This window comes from Streptomyces sp. NPDC001373 (assembly GCF_042895815.1).
In the GTDB taxonomy this organism is placed as follows: Bacteria; Actinomycetota; Actinomycetes; order Streptomycetales; family Streptomycetaceae; genus Streptomyces.
On the sequence record NZ_JBIAWQ010000006.1, the window covers coordinates 302,840 to 320,180 of the forward strand.

Genomic DNA, 17,341 nt, shown 5'->3' on the forward strand with positions numbered 1-17,341 from the left:
GGCAAGAGGTGACGCGCCACCACCCCACCACCCCCGCCACGCCTCAGGCGTGGCTGACGATCACCAGCAGCGCGGCGCACTCGGCGAGGACCTGCACGGCGAGCGCCGCCCGCCGGATCCGCACGGCCGGCGCCGCCACGGCGACGACCAGCGCCACGACGCCGAGTCCGGCACCCCATCCGAACAGCCACCCCGGCAGTCCGGAGGCGCACTGCTCACCGTACGTCACGCACCGCGAAGCCCGCTCCGACGCCAGCGTCAGGACACCGGCGACGGCGGCGGCGGGCAGGAACAGGAAGGCGGCCACGACCGACCGGATCCGGGTGAGGTCCCGCGGCGGTGCCGCCGGGACCGGGGAAAGGGAATCGGATGCGTTCATGCCCCCAGCCAACCCGGGCGGCCGGGCCCGCGGCAGCGTGCGGCTACTCAGATCGCCGGACGGCGCGTACTCAGGTACCGCCGGGCGGGGTCAGCGGGTGGGTGCAGCCGCCGTCGAGGAAAAGGGTCTGGCCGTTGGCCCGGGGATGCGGGCGCGCGGGGCGCAGGAGCTCGACCCGCGGGCCTTTCACCCAGGCCGGTCTGACGGTGCGTGAGCCGCGCGCCGACCCCGTCGGCCCGGCCCTGCGCGCGGACGGCCCGTTGGCGGACCGGGACCGCCTGGAGCTGGCCGATTCGGCCGGCCGGTGCTGGTTCCGGTTCCCCCCGGGCACCGATCCGCTCTGGCAGTCCTACTGGAAGGGCGGGGAACCCCGCGAGGGCCCCGTCGTCCGCGCGGTGCAGAGTGCCTCCAGGCCGTACGCCGGAACGGGACCCTCGGACTCGCCCCCCTCGTCCACACCCCACCCGAGGGGCTGGCCCTGGTACCGGTCGTCGACATGGCTCCGAACCCCGTGGTGGTGGCCTGGCGGCAGGGCGATACGGACCCGCTGGTGACGGCGTTCGCCCGGATCGCCGTCGCGGCCTACCGCGGCTGAGGGGCGGGTACGTTGGAAACCGGGCACTCGGACGGGTCGGGTGCCCTCGAGCCCCGGGGGGTATGCCGATGGGTACGCGGAAGCGATTAACAGCGCCGGTGATATCGATCGGGGCGTTGGGACTGGCCGCCCTTCACGTCGTCGAACCGGATGTGCAGATCGACGGTGCCACGCTGGCCCTGGCCGCGATCGCGGTCGTGCCGTGGCTGGGTGCTCTGTTCGAGAGCATCGAGCTTCCCGGCGGTGCCAAGTTCCAGTACCGCCGGTTGGAGGAGCGCCTGGAGGCCGCCGAGCAGCAGGCCGAGTCGGTGCGGCTGGCCGTGGACGACGCGAGCCGCCAGGCGAGGGTGGCACTGGTGGCCTCCGGGGACGGAAGCGGTCGGAGCGAAGGGGCGGCCGAGGCGATCGGCCGGCTCCGGGACGAGTTCACGAACCTGCGGCGCAGCCTGCCCTCCGGGCCGATGCGGACCTACCGCCAGCAGCAGATCTTCGCAGAGTTGACCAGGCTGACCCCTCAGCTGGCCGACTTCGACATCGTCGGCGCCCTCGTCTCGGCGAACGGCGGTACCCGGCTGAGCGCCTACGCCCGCCTGTACGCCTACCCGGAGGGGGAACACCTGCCGGCCCTCGTGGAGGCGGCCACCGAGGAGACCCTGGCGTTCGCCCAGTTCTGGGCGCTGCGCGCGGTCGGTGCGGTGATAGACGTCATCGGGCCGGACAGCGTGCGGCTGTCCACGGTGAGGCACCTGCGCTCGTGCCTCGCACGGCTCCCGCAGACCGCTACGGACCGTGCCCACATGCTCCGCGTCCTCCTCGGACGCCTGGAGGAGGCGACGGGCTGAGCCCGCGCGGGGACCGTCAGCCGGCGGAACGGGGCGGCCGTCACCAACGCCGCCGAAGCACCGTGCCGCAAGCGGCGCCGGCCGGCCGGCGCCCGGGACCGGCTCGCGCCGGCCGGCACGGCCCCGCCTCCCGGACGGGTCGGAAGGCCGGCCCCCGGCACGCCGTCTGACGGTATGTCGGCCCGGCTCCGGCTGTCGCGGCTGCTGGAGACCGCCGCCGAGTGCGCCGAGCAGTCCCGCGCCGTGGCGCAGCCGCCCGCCGGACTCGACGCCACCGCGGGCCGCCCGGGCCGCTCGCGGCTGGTCACCCAGGCGGCCCGGCTGCGCGACGCCCTGCACCGCAACCGGGCGGCGGCGGTGGCCGTGGCCGCCGGGTGACGGAACGACGGCCTGTGGACCGGCCCTTCGGGCCTCAGCCGCGGCGGCCGGTGGCCGAGCCGAAGCCCAGCCAGGTGTGCCGGTTGTTCCACCAGCACCAGCCCACCTTGGGGGCGTCGCGCCGCTCCCGGCCGTCCCGGCCGGTGCCGTTGCTGATCCAGATCGCCGGGGTGCGGGTGTCCAGGGCCCCGTTGGGCTTGCGCAGCCGCGAACCGATGGTCATGAAGCAGTGGTTGCGCTCCAGCACCTCCGGCCGCTGCAACAGCCAGTGGATGCCCTCGGTGAGCACGAGGGGGGTGCGGCCCTTCTCGCCGAGGGCGGGCAGGGCCTCCTCCGGGCTCCGGTTGGCCAGGTCGTCGCCCCGGTCGAGGCCGTCGACGAGGTAGAGGGGTGCGTCGGGCAGCTCGGCGTGGTGGGGCACGAAGCCGTCGACGTCGGTCATGTCGACGACCACGAAGCCGGGCTTGCCCTCGCGGCGGAGCAGCGGCGCGAGGGCTGAGGCGGGGGCCCGGTCCGGGTGGACGGCGAGCAGGGCACCGCCGTCCCCCGCTCCGGCGTCCCCGGCGCTCCGGGCGAAGTCCCGCAGTTGGGCGGCGGAGATGCCGGTGAGCTCGGGCACCCCGAGCGCGATCAGGCGTGCGGCCTGGGCGGCGAGCGGCGGAAGCGCGGTCACGGTGTCGGCGGATACGGTTTCGGGCACGGGCACGGGCATGGCACTCCTCGTTTTGGTGATCGAAGCAGCGGCCCCGGCTCAACGAGGCGGACCGCCGGAATGTTCCCGGCCCGCACGCCGAGCCGCCGCCCTTCCCCCTCGCACCGGCGCACCACCCGGCGTGTGCGGGGAGCCCACCACACAAGCGGAGCTGAATATTCCGTAACAGCCGTTCGCCGGATTCCTTCGTGTCCCGATGCTTAGGTGACCCGTGTTTTCGCGTCCCCGGCCGCCCGACGTCACTCGCCGCGGACGGTCAGGCGTCCGGCGGTGGCGAGCCGTGCGAGGCGGTCGTGTTCCTTCTCGGCCCACCGCCGGACCCGGTCGGGATCCAGCGCGCTGCCGTGGCCGACGTGCAGGCGGGTGGGGTTGAGGGCGAGCATCTCGCGCAGGCTGGCGAGGTTCTGCCGGGGGTCGTCGTGGAAGGGCGGATCGGCGGGCCGGCCGGGGACCAGGCCCATGAAGGAGTTCGCGATCAGGTCGCCGGCGACGAGGTCGCCGTCGTCGGTGAGGACGGAGACCGATCCGGCGGTGTGGCCGGGGGTGGGCATGATCCGCGCCGCGAGGCCGAAGTCGTCCAGGCTCGTCTCGCCGTCGATGAGTACCGCGGGTTCGAACGGCTCGGCCTGGGCGTGGAGCTTGCCGTTGCGGGCCATGAGGCGGCCCATCGGGCCGGTGGGCAGGTAGGGTTCGCGGACCCGGCCCGAGCGGTACGGGCCGAGGTCGGCGACGTGGCCGGCGAGCGGCGCGCCGGTGAGCCGGTGCAGTTCGGCGGCGGAGCCGAAGTGGTCGATGTGGCCGTGCGTGATGACGATCAGGGCGACATCGGCGGGATCGACGCCGTGGCCGGTGACCTGGGCCAGGATCGCGCGGCCGCTGCCGGGCGTTCCGGCGTCGACGATGACCGGCCGGCGGCCGAGGAGCAGGTAGGCGTTGATGTGGTGCCGGCCCAGGACCGGGATCGGGACGACCTTCGTGCGGGACATGGCTCTCCTCCGAAACGTGCCGGCCGACGCCGCGTCCGGGCATGGCGAAGCCCGTCCGGTGCGCGCGTGCGCCCGGAGGCCGGCGGTGGTGCGGTGTGGGTGCGGCGGGGTGGGGTGAGGTGCGGTGAAGTGCGGTGAAGTGGGTCAGAAGCGGCGGCGGTACTCGGCCGGGGTGGTCCCCAGCCGCCGCCGGAACACGCGGTGCAGCGTCTCCACGGAGCCCAGGCCGCTGGCGGCGGCGACCTCGGGCAGACTGCGGTCGCCGTCCTCCAGCAGCCGCCGGGCGGCCTCCAGCCTGGCCGCCTCCACGTAGGCGGCCGGCGTGGTGGAGGTGCGCTGCCGGAACAGCCGGCTGAAGTGGCGGGCGCTCAGGTGCGTACGGGCGGCGAGGGCTTCGAGGGACAGGTCCTCGGTGAGGTGTTCGGCGATCCACCTGCGCAGCCCGTCGATCCGGTCGTCCGAGGAGCTCCGGACGGACAGGGGCACGCTGAACTGGCTCTGTCCGCCGGAGCGTTTCACGTACATCACCATCGTCCGGGCGGTGGCGAGCGCGAGGTCCTGGCCGTGGTCCTCGGCGACCATGGCCAGCGCCATGTCCATCCCCGAGGTGACGCCGGCGCAGGTCCACACCCGCCCGTCCCGGATGAAGATCGGGTCGGGATCGACCCGCACGCCCGGGTGATCGGCGGCCAGCCGGTCCGCGGTGAGCCAGTGGGTCGTGGCGGGCCGGCCCTCCAGCAGCCCCGCCGCGGCCAGCAGGTGCGCCCCCGCGCAGACCGACCCGATCCGCCCGGCTCCGGGTGCCGCACGGCGCAGCCACGCGGCGACCTCCCGGTCGACCACCGGCTCCACACCGCCCTCGACGAGCTCGATCGCCCCCGCCACCACCAGGGTGTCGATCGGGGCGGCCACCTCTTCGAAGGCCAGGTCGGCCAGCAGCCTCACACCGCTGGAGGTGGCCACCGGGGCGCCGTCGGGCGTGGCGATCAGCACGCGGTAGCCGGGCCGGTCGGCTCCCGCGACCCGGGAGGCGACGGAGAACACCTCGGCCGGGCCGGTGGCGTCGAGCAGCTCGATTCCCGGGAAGGCGACGATCACGATGCGGTGCGGTGCGGGCATGCACTGATCATTCCGCCCGCTCCGGCCTGGCCGCAATGACCAGGATCTGTCACATCCGGCCATCGGGAAGGTCCGGGGCGGTCAGCGGGGGCACGGCCCCGTCGCAGCCAGGATGGCCGGACCGCACCCCCTGTAAGGACCCTTACCCGCGTTCCTTCCCGTCCATGAGGAAAGGCTGCCGACTCGCACACACATTCGAACAAATGCTCTAATAGATGAGTGACGTCCCTCCGCTTCCCCGACGACCTGGTCGAGCTGCAGGCCGCATGGCTCACCACCTACGCGGCCCTGGCCGGCCGACCCGCACACGCCGGCTCCACGACCCTGCGCCGCCGGCTCATCGCCCTCTCGTGCCGCATCGCGACCCACCCTTACTGGACCGTCCCGGGCCGCTCCCCGGCCGCCCGCGTCGAGCTGCGCCGCCAGGCCCGCGCGCGCCGGTGGACGGAGGCGGCGTAGGCGGGCCGAGCGGCTCCCGGCCGCGGAGGGACTGGACGGCTACCCGGCCCCGTCCGACCGGCCAACGCCACCGCCACCGCCACCGCCACCGCCACCGCCACCGCCACCAGCGTGACAGGGCACGGCCTCCGGCCTTCCCGGGACGGGGGGTGGGACCCGCCGGTCAGGCCACCGGGCCGAGGTCTCCTTCGATGAGCGTCTGTGCGATCGGGGGGCGGTCCCAGAGGGCCAGGATCTCGTTGGCGAGCGCCACGACGGGCAGGTGGTCCTGGTCACGGACCATGACGGCCGCGGCCTTCAGGGTGCGCGGGACGGCTCCTGCGTCCAGGAGGACGCGCCACTCCGGCGCGCCGGCCTCCAGGTACTCCAGTCCGCTGAGCCCGGCGATCTCCAAGGGGTCGGCCAGTGTTCCGGGTGAGGCGACGAGGGAGCGCAGGCGGGGCAGTCCGGCGACGGGCGCGAGGCTGACGGGTGTGCCGGGACGGTCTTTGACGGTCAGGACCTCCAGAGCGGGATGGGCGGCTGCCTGGACGGTCTCCAGGTGTCCGGTGCCCACTTCGGCCACGGCCGGAAGCTCGTCCCCGTGGCGTTCGCGGCCTCCTTCCCGCATCCGCCCCAGGACGAAATCGGTGAGGGAATCGGCCACGAGCTCGGCGCCGAGGGTCTGTTCGTGGTCGACCAGGATGACCTGCCCGACGTATCCGCCCGGGCCAGGGGTCAGGTCGACCGCGAACTCGTCGCCGCCGTTGCCGCCGAAGCCGATCCAGCCGGGCGAACCGGCCAGGCCCTGCACCGCGGCGTCCGGTGCGGTCACGGCCGCACGCGTCGCGCCGTGGTCCCAGCCGAGATGACGGCGTGCGGCCTCGACGGCGTACAGGTCGTCCAGACCGCCGAGCTCGCAGCCCACCGCGTCGCCGGCCCGGTTCGCCGTCTCGAAGTCTTCGCGCCAGTCCACCCGGACCACCCGGTACAGGACCTTCAGCTCTTCGGACAGCGTGACGCCCAGCCGCGCTTCGGCGGCCGCGATCTCCTCTTCCGTGGCACCGACCGCGCCGGGCAGGCGCTCGCGGAGCGTCCGCTCCAGCAGCTCGGGGTCCGCCGAGGGTGCCGGCACCGCGGCGGGCACCGGATCGGGACGGCGGAGCCAGGGCCTGGGAAGGGAGTCCTCGGCCAGGACGAGCACCCCCAGGTCCGGGTAGCCGAGGGCCGGCTCCACGGCGGGGCTCGGCCAGACCACGCCGAGCACGGTCTTCCCGTCGGGCCGGACCTCCGCCCTGAAGGCGACCTCCTGGACGCCGCCGCGCGCCAGCGCCCTCTGTATGCCCACCACGGCGAGCCGAGCCGCCGACGACATGGAGCCGCGATGCGCGAGGCTCCAGCCGTACTGGCTGATCCGTCCTGCCACACGGGCCGGCCGGGCGGCCCCCCGCTCCGTGTCGCCGGCCAGCATGAGCCGCAGCACGGGCTCCCAGGTCCCGAATGCGTCCAGCGACGACAAGGGAGGTCTCTGATCTTCCATGCGACAGAACGTACGCCGGGCCACTGACATTGACGGGAGCGGAGTCGAAGGCCGGCGTGATCGTGGTGGTCCGGCCGTCGTGGAGGCGGAGGCGCTCAGGATCCCTCGGCCGGGGTGTCACCGCAGGCCGGGGCCGCCTTCCTCCTGCGGTACACCACCACCGCGCACACCGCGAGGAGGAGGACGGCCACGGCGGACACCCCGAGGGCCGTCCGTTCGGCGAAGAGCCTCCCCAGCACTTCGAGAACGCCGATTCCCGCGGTCGCGTAGATCAGCGCCCAGGCCGCTCCGCCCACGAACAGGGCGGGGAGGTAGCGCGGCAGCGGCATGCGCATGCTGCCCGCGAGGAAGTTGGCGGCGGTCTGGAGGCCCACGGTCAGGAAGGAGACGGCCACCACGGGAGCGCCCCACCGCTGGATCGCCCGCTCGGCACGCAGGAACTTCGCCGAGGAGATCCGCGCGGCGAACCTGCTGCGCCGGGCACCCGCACCGGTGAGCCACCCGACGGCGAACGTCCCTCCGGCGCGGAGCAGGACGATGGCGTACAGGGCTCCGGCGGTGAGCACGATGCCGTCCACGAGCCTCCTCCAGAACTCCGGGCCGGAAACCGGGCCGGCTCACCCGCGGATGCAGGCAAGGTTAGCCTAACCGAACACGCATGCGGAAGCGCAGAGCACCCGCCGCCCCCGGCCCCCGGCCCCCGGCCCCCGGCGACGGAGTCGAGGTTGTTGTCCCGCAAATACCCGTTCAGAGCAAGCCGCGACGGCGCGCGGTCACCTGCCGCTGATTCCGAGCGAGCCGCTTCACCGGTGGGAATCCGCCGGTCGGCCCCGGGGCGGGAGGCGTGGCGCCGAAAACCCCTCGAGTACGGAAATCGAGGGGGCGCCGCCTCACAGGCACGTCCGGCAGTACCGACGTTCGCCGGTGGCGCGGGCCCGCCTGGCGAGCAGGACGATCTCCTCGGCCACCGGCCGCATGTCCTCGTCCCGGGCCTCGTCCGGACCGGGGGCGGGGCCCCGGTCCGCCGGGAGGCAGTAGATCAGGCGCGGCCGACGGCACGGCGGGGCGGTCGGCCCTGCGCGGCCGGGACGGCGCGCGTCACGTCCGGTCCGGTCGGCCGGCTCAGCGCCGGGCGGAGCGGGGCCTCCTGTCGCGCCCGGCATCCGGGTCGTCCTCTGCCCGGGGCAACGGACTGTGTCCCTCGGAGTGGTCGTTGACCCACCCGCAAAGGGCGCAGGCATAGCGGCCGTTCAGCCCGGCGATGAGCGTCCCGCACTGCCGGCACTCCTGCTCCGTGATCTCCAAGGCATCCAGGAGTCGCGACGGGTCCTTCGGCGAGCCGGGTCGAGTGTCCATCCCCGCAGGCTAGCCGCCGTGTCTCACTGGGACCACCCGCACTGGTTCGTGCGTCAGGCGTTGAGTGCCGACCAGAGCCACTGGCCGCCGACCCGGACGTAGAGCCGCTTGTTCGTGGAGTCCACGGCCATGGTGCCGTCCAGGGGCGGACGGGTGAAGGAGGCGTCGGTGACCGGGCCCGGTACCAGCCGCAGGGGCGGGTTCGGCGCGTTCTTGACGGGGATCGTGCCGGTCGCCTGGGCGCCGATGCTGCCGTAGCTGTTCTCCACCCGGAAGTCGCCGGTGGACGTCTGCTCGTAGTAGATGTGGGTGCCGGTCGGTGCGGTGGTGTAGAGCCCGACGACGTTGCGCAGCACGGCGGTGGAGCCCGGGCCCGAGTAGAGCGCGACGCCCGCGTTGACGGTGGCCTTGTCCCGGTTGGCGATGACCACGTTCTCCAGTGCGCTGGCGCTCGCCGCCCAGCTGATGATGTTCCGCGCGGTGGCCGGGGTGCCCTGCGCGAAGTCGCCGGCGTAGCAGTAGATGTTGGTGGCGTAGATGTGCCTGCAGCCCGCGTCGGTCTTCAGGTGGGGGCCGCCCTGCATGCGGGAGGTCTCGAACTTGCAGTCGGTCAGGTAGACGCCGTTGGGGTTGTTGGTGGTGACGGCGCCCTGGCCGATCCACAGCGCGCCGGTGCCGAAGGCCTCCAGGCGGCATCCGATGAAGTGGATCTGGTTGATGTTGTCCTTGCTGTGGCCCCAGGCGCCCTCGGTGGCGGAGGAGGCGTTGCGCAGCCAGATGTTGGGCTGGGTCGTGCTGGCGGTGGTGCCGGTGCAGTCCTCGACGACCAGGTTGTGGAAGCGGGAGTCCCAGAACTCCACGGCGTCGATGCACATGTCCCTGTTCGAGGTCATGAAGACGTCGCGGAAGGAGGAGTTGTTGTTGTAGTAGAGCTCCAGCAGCAGGCCGGTCTTGCCGTTGCCGTTGAAGCCGAGGTTCTCGACGGAGCAGTAGCGGCGGTGGGTGGAGCCGGTGGAGTAGGCCGCTCCGGTGCCGGACATCCGGAGCAGGATGCCGTCGCCGCCCTTGATCAGCATGGAGGCCTTCGCCCCGGCGCCGGCCAGGCGGATGCCGTCGGCCTTGAGGGCCAGCGCCGGTGCGCCGGCTGCGGGCTTGACCAGATACTTGCCGACGGGGAAGTACACGGTGCCGCCGCCGGCCGCGGCCGCCGCGTCGAGTGCGCGCTGGACGGCGGCGGTGTCGTCGGCGGAGCCGTCTCCGACCGCGCCGTGGTTCTTGACGTCGAACCAGTCCGGCGTCCCGGCGGCCGTGCCCGCCGCGGCGGCCGTACCGGTGCCGGATATCAGCGCGGTCCCGGTGAGCCCGGCCACCGCTCCCGTGAGCAGTGCACGGCGGGCCTTCTTGTGCTGTTCGGTCATGGTCTGGTCTCCCCCTGGTGATGACGGACAACAGAGGTGATCTTGCCATCCGGCGGTGACAACGGCCGGGAGGTACGGGGAGCTGCAAGTGCCGCGTACGGGAAGTGAGTTCGGTGCCGGGATTCCGGCGGACGGTCCCCTTCCCCGCACGACCCCGCGCGCCGCGGGCGGCCGGGGTAGCGTGGCGGGGTATGAGCGAGGTCGCGGAAGCCAGAGGTCCGAAGGTCCCCCCGAGTTTCCCTCCCAAGTCGCCCCCGCCGCAGAAAAAGCCCGTCGAGGCACCGCGGCCGCGGCCCGCGACCGAGCCGAAGTCCGCCGCCGGGCACCCGCCGCGGCTCGGGGCCGCAACGCGGCAGGCCCGGGTACCGTCCTTCCGGGCCGTTCGGGGAGCCTCGCGCAGGGCCGCCGGAGGAGCGGCGCTCGGCGTCGCCGCCCGGGACTGACCGGCAGGACCCGCCACCCCGGCCCCGGCGAGCACGCTGCGACGTCGCGAGCCCCGTCCGCGGGCCCGACGGCGCCCGCTGCTCGCCGGACCGCTGAACGTGGCGACCTGGCCGGCGAGCGCCCTCGCGTTGGTGGGCGTCCGGCTGGCGCACCGGCGGCGCGCCGGGCGCCACGCGCCCGGCGGGACGGACGGGTTCGGCCTTCCCCGCGGGGCCGGGCGCACCTCGTCGCAGGGGCGGTGCCGGAGCGGGGTGTACCCAGGTCCACCCCGGTCCGGTTGCCAGGTGCAGGGGCCCGCCGGGCGGCGGGCGGCATCGTGGTCCGCGTACTGGTTCATGAAAGGACGGGGAGGGCCCATGGGGCGCAGGCTGCGCAGGATGCGCAAGGACGGGGACCGCGCGGGGCGTGGAGGGGTATGGGCGGTGGGGGGCGTGTTCACCGCCGTGGCCTTCGTGGCGGCCGGGGCGTTGGGGGCGGCTCAGCCGGGGACCGGGATATCGGAAGAGGTCGTACAGCTGACCCAGTTCGGGCCGGCCCTCGCGGTGGGCGCGGTCGCGGTGTTCCGGCGCCGGCGGACGCGTGAACTGCTGCGGGGTGGCACGCAGACGGCAGCGGGCTCGCGGCCCCTCGGCGGTGCGCTGCTCCTCGGTGCGGCCGGGCTGATCGTCGCGCTCTCCGTGCTCGGGTCCTACGCGGTCGGCGGGGAAGCGCACTTCACCCCGCCGGGGTCGCTGCACCACCCCTTCGTCCTGATCGCCGTGGCCCAGCTGGTGGGGGCGTGCGGGGAGGAGGTCGGCTGGCGCTGCTTCCTCCAGCCGCTGCTGCGCATCCGCCTGGGCACGCTCGCCTCCTCGGTGACGGTGGGTGTGCTCTGGGGGGCCTGGCACGTGCCGGTGTTCGCTCAGGCACCCGCCTACGCCGCCGGGTTCCTCGTGGCCACCACGGCGATGTCGGTGCTCCTGGGCAGCGCGCTCGACGGCGTGGGCGGGTGGCGGCGGCTGCTGCTCGCCGGAGGCTTCCACACGCTGGTCAACCTCGGGCTGCTGCTCTTCCTGGACGAGGAGTCGGGCGCGGTCCCGCCCATGCTCTGCTTCGGGCTGTCCTGCCTGGTGGTGGCCGCGGCGGCGGCCGCGCTGGGCGCCGGCCGGCGGGCACCGGAACCGGCGGCGCCCGCTACCCTGCACGGGACATGAGTGCGAAACCCCACCCGCTGCGTACGGCGTTCTCCCGCCGCCTGGCCGCCGTCGGCCGGTGCCAGCTCGCCGGTCTGCTGGGCCTGCGGGTGGCGGCCGTCGGCGCGGGCGTCGTCGGAGCCCTGCTGCTGCTCCCCGTCGGACTGGGGCTGCGGCTGCTGCCGCCCGCCGCGGCCGCGCTGCGCCGGTGCGGCGACCGCGCCCGGCGGCGGGCGGAGCAGTGGTCGGGGGTGCGGATCACCGCCCCCGGTCCGCTCCCGCGGACCGCAGGGGCCCGCGAGGTCCTGGCCGACGCGGGGTTCTGGCGGGACCTGTCCTGGGCGTGGCTGGAGCCGGTGGTGGGCGGCCTGCTGGTCGCCGTACCGCCGTCCCTGGCCGTGTACGGGCTGTTCGGGGTGCTCGTGCAGCCGTTCGTGTGGCGGCTCCTGGACGACGGCAACTGGTACGCCTTCGTGCCCGTGCACAGCACCGGCCTGATGCTCGCGGCGGTCCTGCTGGGCGTCGGCCTCACCGCGGCGGGGCTGCTCCTCGCACCGCCCGTCCTGCACCTGCACGCCCGATGGGGACGGCGGCTGCTCGCTGCCCCGCGCATCGTCGAACTCCAGCGCCGCGTCGGCCAGCTGACGGACAGCCGGGCCGAGGTACTGGACGGGCAGGCGGCCGAACTGCGGCGCATCGAGCGGGACCTGCACGACGGGGCCCAGGCACGGCTCGTCGCCCTCGGGATGCGTCTGGACAGCGCGACCCGGCTGCTGGACACCGATCCGCCGGCCGCCCGGGCCGCGCTGCTGGAGGTGCGCGAACTGTCCGGCCGGGCCCTGGAGGACCTGCGCGGCCTGGTCCGGGGCATCCAGCCGCCGGTCCTGATCGACCGCGGCCTGGGCGACGCCGTACGCTCCCTGGCCCTCGACAGCTACCTCGACGTGGACGTCGACGTCCGGATGACGGGCCGGCTGCCGGCCGCCGTGGAGTCGGCCGCCTACTTCGCCGTCAACGAGCTGCTGGCCAACGCGGCGAAGCACTCCGGTGCCGGCCGCGTGGACATCCGCCTCGCACACGACGACGCGGGCGAGAACGCGGACGCCGGCGGGCCGCGGCTGCGCGTCACCGTCACCGACGACGGCCGCGGCGGTGCGGATCCCTCCCGGGGGACCGGGCTGCTCGGCGTCCGGGGGCGATTGGCTACCTTCGACGGGAGCCTCGTCCTGCACAGCCCGCAGGGCGGCCCCACCACCGTAACCCTGGAGATCCCGTGCGCGTCGTCCTCGCCGAAGACCTCTTCCTGCTGAGGGACGGCCTGGTCCGCACGCTCTCCGAGCACGGCTTCGACGTGGTCGCCGCGGTGGACAACGGCCCCGGTCTCCTGCGCGCCCTGCTGGAAGAACGGCCGGACGTGGCGGTCGTAGACGTGCGCCTGCCGCCGACCCACACCGACGAGGGCCTCCAGGCCGCCCTCGAAGCCCGGCGCCGCCACCGCGGTCTGCCGGTGCTCGTGCTCTCCCAGTACGTCGACCAGCTCTACGCGAACGAGCTCCTGTCGAGCGACGACGGCGCGGTCGGCTACCTGCTCAAGGACCGGGTCACCGACACCGGCCAGTTCATCGACGCCGTACGCCGCGTCGCCGCGGGCGGCACCGTCCTGGACCCGCAGGTGATCGGACGGCTGCTGTCGCGCGGCACGGCCCGCGGCACCCTCTCCGCCCTGACCCCGCGCGAACGCGACGTCCTGGAACTGATGGCGGAGGGCCGCTCCAACGCCGCCATCGCGGGGACCCTCCACTTCAGCGAGAGCGCCGTCGCCAAGCACACCGCGAGCATCTTCGCGAAGCTCGGCATAGCCCCCTCGGCCGAGGACAACCGGCGCGTCCTCGCCGTCCTCGCCTACCTCAGACGCTGAAGCCGCAGGCCTGAAGCCGCAGGCGCCGCCGGGCCTCCGCTTCGTTCGCGGCCCGGGGACCCGAGAGGGCGGTCGCGACGGTCGCCGGAGGGGCCGGCGCCGCTGCCCCCGGCCTCTGTGAGGAACCGCCGGCAGGCGGGCGGCAACACGATGCGGTACTCCCTCACGAAGGCCTCCACCCGCGCAGAACCGACGCGCGGGCCGACACGAAACCCATGGCGCCCGGCGCCCATCGAATGACTGCGCTGCGCCTGGTACGGCACCTTCGCCGGCACGGAGCGGCTGCACACGGCACGGGAATCCGTCGGAGGATCGTCCTGCCGACGTCTCCGACTGTGAGGGCATGGTTCGAAGTGACTCCCGACTGGGCGGTCCTTGCCCGCAGGGGATCATGGACGCCTCCGATCAATGGGAAGTGGGATCTGCGACCCGATGGTCCCTGATACTGAGATATTCCACACCGAAAGGAAAGTGAATGACTCCAAGCGACTTGAATTCGACGGAATATCAGCTCTATCTGCTCAAGACGATGGACCCGCAGCCGGAGACCCTCGAAAGGGCCCTGACGGATGCGGGATTCTCCATAGATGAAATGGAGCAAAACGCGGAACGCGTCAAATCGACAATTTTAATGCCGTCCGGGTCGGCAGGTAGGACACGGGGCATCCTGAGCGACGTTCGGACCCATCAGGAGCGGGATGGGCTCGTCGAACGCTACAAATTCCCTCTCTGGCCGGAATATGAACTCGAAGTCGAATACCATTCGGCATGGGATTTTTTCATGCGCCTCTGGTTCGTCCGAGCCCCCGGAAGCGAGTCACCCACTGGTCAGCCGACGCCGTGGATCTGGCTCAAGGATGAGGTTCTTGCGCAATACGAGGACGTCAAGGAACTCATGCTGTGGCTTCCTTACGAAACCTATGACGCACTGAATCCGCAGGACGGGAAGCGCTACTTCCTCCGCTTCGGATGGCACGTGCTGCAGGAGATCGAGGAAATGTAGCTACGGGTCGGGAAACCTTCCCGTACAGAAGCACCCGGGACTCCGCCGTCGGGCGGGTTCCCGGGTGCTTGCTTTTCCGGCGGGATAATTCCCGATGCGTCACGGCCGGGTGGACGGGGGCAGGGTACATTCGTCCGCCGACGCCGAATGGCAAGGTCCGCCGTGGTCGCCGCTGCGGCCCGGCCGGCCCAGGTACTGGTGGCCGATGACCACTCGGCGTTGAGCGAGCTGCACGCGCCGGCCACCGCCGGCCGCCCGCCAACGAGCCGGTCTTGTCATGGACGCGAGACCTGCACGTCGGTTCATGACCGCGATCGGTCGACGGCCCGCTCGACGGTGTCCCGCTTCGCCGCAGGTACTCACGGCAGGGCCGGCTCCCTCGAGCGGTGGTCGAACCGGCCAACAGGAGGAGGTAGTTGGTGTCCCGGGGTCCGGCTCGGTGTCCGAGCCGGACCGGTCCCCGTGCACGGGGCGGTCAGCGGCCAAGGGCTGTGCGGAGGGTGATGCCGTGGTGGGTGCGCAGGCGGCGGACCTCCCAGAACGAGAGGCCGGTCACCGACAGCGGGCCACCGAGCATGAACGTGTACAGCACCTCCGGCGGCGCGGCCACGTCGGGCCCGTTGATCAGCTGGAACGTGAAGAGGGACCAGACCAGCAGGGGCGAGAGCAGTGCCGGGAGCAGTTGGTGGACGTCCGCGGTGCGGAAGCAGGAGAAGACGCACGTGTAGGCGATGACGAGCGTGTAAGGGATCGAGGCGATCAGGACGGCGAGGCCGATCAGCCACCCGATCACCGCGGTGAAGAAGGCGAGGATCGCCGCGGTGATTCCGGGCCCGGTGATCGAGGAGTAGAAGTCCTTGAGGTCGCCCTCGCTGGCCAGGTCGCCCGTGATGGTCGCGAACGAGAGCCACATCAGGCCGGGGCCCAGGGCCAGCGCGAGCAGCGACACGACCGGCCCCAGCAGGCGCCGGGAGAAGGTGCGGCGCCGTTCCGGGGTGCCGGCGACGAGGAAGGCGGCGATGCCGACGATGCTGCCGACCACCAGGATGCCGCAGGAGATGCCCAGTTCGACGAGCTTGCCGACGAAGAAGTCCTGCCCGCCCACAGCGAGCGGGTAGGCCACGACGAGCCACACGGCGGCGACGATGCCGAGTAGGGTGCGCCAGAATTGCATCCGGGCGATGAGCCTGTCCTCGGGCCGTTCGGCCGCGGTGGGTCCGGCGTGTCCCATCGCCGAGTGGAAGAACTCGCCGATCATCGTGCTGCTGCCGCTCATGTGTGGCGATCCCCCGTGTGCCCGTGTTCTGTGTGCCGCGTGGGGCACGTGCGCACCACCACAAACGTCGAACACCCTGTCGGGGCGCGTTCGCATCCCCTTGCGTGCCGGACTCGCCGGAGTACCCGTACGGATGTGACATCCTGCGGGGACTCCGGCGGGCCGGCCGCCGGCGGCGGAAAGGATCCCCGTGACCCGCAGCGCGCTCCTGGTCGGAGCCACCGGACTGGTCGGTGGACAACTGCTGGCGCGGCTGCTGCGCGACCCGCGCTACGACCGCGTCACCGTACTGGCCCGCCGTCCGCTCGGTCTCGAACACCCGCGGCTGGACGCCCGGGTGGTGGACTTCGCCGCGCTCGGGCCCGACGACCTGCCGGCCGCACCGGACGGGTCGGACGTGTACGGCGCACTGGGCACCACCATCCGGCAGGCCGGCTCGCAGGAGGCCTTCCGCGAGGTGGACCAGCACCACACCGTACGGGTGGCCGAGCTGGCCCGGGACGCGGGCGCCGAACGGATCGCCGTGGTCTCCTCGGTCGGTGCCGGATCCGGCTCCCGGGCCTTCTACCTCCGTGTCAAGGGGGACATGGAGGCGACGGTGACGGCCCTGGGCTACCGGCAGACCGAGTTCTTCCGGCCCTCCTTCATCCTCGGCCGCCGCCCCTCGCACCGCAGGGGCGAGGGGCTCGGCAGCTCCGCCGCGACCGTGCTGGCCCCGCTGATGGTCGGGCCCGGCCGCCCCTGCCGGCCGGTGCCCGCGGGCCGCCTGGCCGCGGCGATGATCGCCGCGCTGGCCGAGGACCGGCCCGGGGTCCGGGTCCGCACCTACGACGACTTCCTGGCCCTCGCACCGGAGTCGGCAGCCCCGGGCGCCGCAGCCGCCGACCGGGCGTGACCGCGGCCGCCCGGTGCTCGTTGGGGAGGCCGGTGGCCGGGAGGGACCCGGCCTCGGCAAGCGGAGGCGGTGCACCGTGCACGCTGGCGGACTGGTCGATCTGACCGGCAGGTCGTGCCTGGTCACGGGCGCGGCCAGCGGCATCGGACGGGCCACCGCGGCTCTCTTCGCCCGGCTCGGAGCCCGGGTCACGGCCGCCGACCTGAACACGGCGGGACTGACCGCGCTGCGCCGCGCCTGCGCCGACCGGGGAGACCCGCACGAAGTGACGGTGGTCACCGGGGACGTCTCCCGGCCCGAGGACGCCGAGCGGATGACCGGCGCCGCCGTGGCGGCGGGCGGCGGGCTGGACGTGCTGGTCGCCAACGCCGGGATCCTGCCGCTGTCGGACCTGCTGGAGACCAGCGCCGAGGACTGGGACCGGGTGATGGCCGTCGACGGCCGCGGGATGTTCCTCTCCTGCAAGTACGCCATCACGCAGATGGCCCGGCAGGAGACCGGCGGTTCCGTCGTGTGCGTCTCCTCGATCTCCGGCCTGGCCGGCCAGGCCCGTCAGGCCGCCTACGGGCCCGCCAAGTTCGTCGCCTCCGGGCTCACCAAACACCTCGCGGTGGAGTGGGCGGGGCGCCGCGTCAGGGTCAACGCGGTGGCCCCCGGCACCATCCGCACCGAACGCGTCCGGCGCCTCGCGGACGAGCCCGGCGGCTCCGAGTACCTCGACCACGTCACGGCCCTCCACCCGCTGGGCCGCCTCGGCGAGCCCGAGGAGGTGGCCCGCGCCATCGCCTTCCTCGCCTCCGACGCCGCCTCGTTCATCACGGGTGCCGTCCTCCCCGTCGACGGCGGCTACCTGGCCCAGTAGCGGGTGGC

At 73.4% G+C, this 17,341-nt stretch carries 17 protein-coding genes and 1 pseudogene; 10 read left to right on the forward strand and 8 right to left on the reverse strand.

Translation table 11 applies throughout. The features are described from left to right. Positions 1-43: 43 nt before the first annotated feature. The gene (locus tag ACFY15_RS16845; RefSeq protein WP_390825692.1) at positions 44-379 is read right to left on the reverse strand and encodes a hypothetical protein; all 336 of its coding nucleotides are present in this window, start codon (positions 377-379) and stop codon (positions 44-46) included. 173 nt (positions 380-552) lie between these two features. Between ACFY15_RS16845 and ACFY15_RS16850 the strand changes: the two are divergent. The 3 genes and pseudogenes from ACFY15_RS16850 to ACFY15_RS16860 form a co-directional block, all read left to right on the forward strand. After that, positions 553-974, forward strand: a pseudogene (locus ACFY15_RS16850) (LysR substrate-binding domain-containing protein); the annotation flags it as partial. A gap of 98 nt (positions 975-1,072) precedes the next feature. After that, on the forward strand, positions 1,073-1,816 hold the full coding sequence (locus tag ACFY15_RS16855; protein ID WP_390825693.1) for a hypothetical protein: 744 nt from the start codon (positions 1,073-1,075) through the stop codon (positions 1,814-1,816). Positions 1,817-1,990: 174 nt separating this feature from the next. Next, positions 1,991-2,194, forward strand: coding sequence for a hypothetical protein (locus ACFY15_RS16860; protein WP_390825694.1), 204 nt, complete (start codon positions 1,991-1,993; stop codon positions 2,192-2,194). Positions 2,195-2,228: 34 nt separating this feature from the next. On the opposite strand, the gene ACFY15_RS16865 is transcribed toward ACFY15_RS16860, so the two are convergent. From ACFY15_RS16865 to ACFY15_RS16875, 3 genes are all read right to left on the reverse strand, one after another. Beyond that, positions 2,229-2,894 (reverse strand): DUF5701 family protein, encoded by a 666-nt coding sequence (locus ACFY15_RS16865; protein WP_390825695.1) that lies wholly within the window; start codon positions 2,892-2,894, stop codon positions 2,229-2,231. 251 nt (positions 2,895-3,145) lie between these two features. Next, on the reverse strand, positions 3,146-3,892 hold the full coding sequence (locus ACFY15_RS16870) for an MBL fold metallo-hydrolase (RefSeq protein WP_390689558.1): 747 nt from the start codon (positions 3,890-3,892) through the stop codon (positions 3,146-3,148). A gap of 144 nt (positions 3,893-4,036) precedes the next feature. Further along, the gene (locus ACFY15_RS16875) at positions 4,037-5,011 is read right to left on the reverse strand and encodes a GlxA family transcriptional regulator (RefSeq protein WP_390825696.1); all 975 of its coding nucleotides are present in this window, start codon (positions 5,009-5,011) and stop codon (positions 4,037-4,039) included. A gap of 219 nt (positions 5,012-5,230) precedes the next feature. Here ACFY15_RS16875 and ACFY15_RS16880 point away from each other — a divergent pair, with 219 nt between their 5' ends. Next, positions 5,231-5,470 carry a hypothetical protein gene (locus ACFY15_RS16880; protein ID WP_390689560.1) on the forward strand — a complete coding sequence of 80 codons (240 nt, stop codon included), beginning with the start codon at positions 5,231-5,233 and terminating at the stop codon, positions 5,468-5,470. Positions 5,471-5,633: 163 nt separating this feature from the next. On the opposite strand, the gene ACFY15_RS16885 is transcribed toward ACFY15_RS16880, so the two are convergent. From ACFY15_RS16885 to ACFY15_RS16895, 3 genes are all read right to left on the reverse strand, one after another. After that, positions 5,634-6,989, reverse strand: coding sequence for an SMI1/KNR4 family protein (locus ACFY15_RS16885; RefSeq protein ID WP_390825697.1), 1,356 nt, complete (start codon positions 6,987-6,989; stop codon positions 5,634-5,636). A gap of 95 nt (positions 6,990-7,084) precedes the next feature. Further along, the gene (locus ACFY15_RS16890) at positions 7,085-7,567 is read right to left on the reverse strand and encodes a DedA family protein (protein WP_390689562.1); all 483 of its coding nucleotides are present in this window, start codon (positions 7,565-7,567) and stop codon (positions 7,085-7,087) included. A gap of 831 nt (positions 7,568-8,398) precedes the next feature. Beyond that, positions 8,399-9,763 (reverse strand): glycosyl hydrolase family 28-related protein, encoded by a 1,365-nt coding sequence (locus tag ACFY15_RS16895; protein WP_390825698.1) that lies wholly within the window; start codon positions 9,761-9,763, stop codon positions 8,399-8,401. 800 nt (positions 9,764-10,563) lie between these two features. Between ACFY15_RS16895 and ACFY15_RS16900 the strand changes: the two genes are divergently transcribed. The 4 genes from ACFY15_RS16900 (at position 10,564) to ACFY15_RS16915 (ending at position 14,300) form a co-directional block, all read left to right on the forward strand. Next, complete coding sequence (locus ACFY15_RS16900) at positions 10,564-11,400, forward strand: CPBP family intramembrane glutamic endopeptidase (RefSeq protein ID WP_390825699.1); 837 nt, start codon at positions 10,564-10,566, stop codon at positions 11,398-11,400. Next, positions 11,397-12,689 carry a histidine kinase gene (locus tag ACFY15_RS16905; RefSeq protein ID WP_390825700.1) on the forward strand — a complete coding sequence of 431 codons (1,293 nt, stop codon included), beginning with the start codon at positions 11,397-11,399 and terminating at the stop codon, positions 12,687-12,689. The genes ACFY15_RS16900 and ACFY15_RS16905 overlap by 4 nt, the downstream gene beginning before the upstream one ends. Continuing rightward, positions 12,653-13,297, forward strand: a complete 645-nt coding sequence (locus ACFY15_RS16910; protein ID WP_390689566.1) for a response regulator — start codon at positions 12,653-12,655, stop codon at positions 13,295-13,297. The genes ACFY15_RS16905 and ACFY15_RS16910 overlap by 37 nt, the downstream gene beginning before the upstream one ends. Before the next feature lie 475 nt (positions 13,298-13,772). Continuing rightward, positions 13,773-14,300 (forward strand): hypothetical protein, encoded by a 528-nt coding sequence (locus tag ACFY15_RS16915; protein WP_390825701.1) that lies wholly within the window; start codon positions 13,773-13,775, stop codon positions 14,298-14,300. Between the two features lie 475 nt (positions 14,301-14,775). On the opposite strand, the gene ACFY15_RS16920 is transcribed toward ACFY15_RS16915, so the two are convergent. Then, positions 14,776-15,576 carry a hypothetical protein gene (locus ACFY15_RS16920; protein WP_390825702.1) on the reverse strand — a complete coding sequence of 267 codons (801 nt, stop codon included), beginning with the start codon at positions 15,574-15,576 and terminating at the stop codon, positions 14,776-14,778. 190 nt (positions 15,577-15,766) lie between these two features. Here ACFY15_RS16920 and ACFY15_RS16925 point away from each other — a divergent pair, with 190 nt between their 5' ends. Both ACFY15_RS16925 and ACFY15_RS16930 read left to right on the forward strand, forming a co-directional pair. Next, positions 15,767-16,471: an NAD(P)H-binding protein gene (locus ACFY15_RS16925; RefSeq protein WP_390825703.1), complete on the forward strand. Its 705-nt coding sequence runs from the start codon at positions 15,767-15,769 to the stop codon at positions 16,469-16,471. A gap of 76 nt (positions 16,472-16,547) precedes the next feature. Further along, positions 16,548-17,333 (forward strand): SDR family NAD(P)-dependent oxidoreductase, encoded by a 786-nt coding sequence (locus tag ACFY15_RS16930; protein ID WP_390689570.1) that lies wholly within the window; start codon positions 16,548-16,550, stop codon positions 17,331-17,333. Positions 17,334-17,341: the final 8 nt, after the last annotated feature.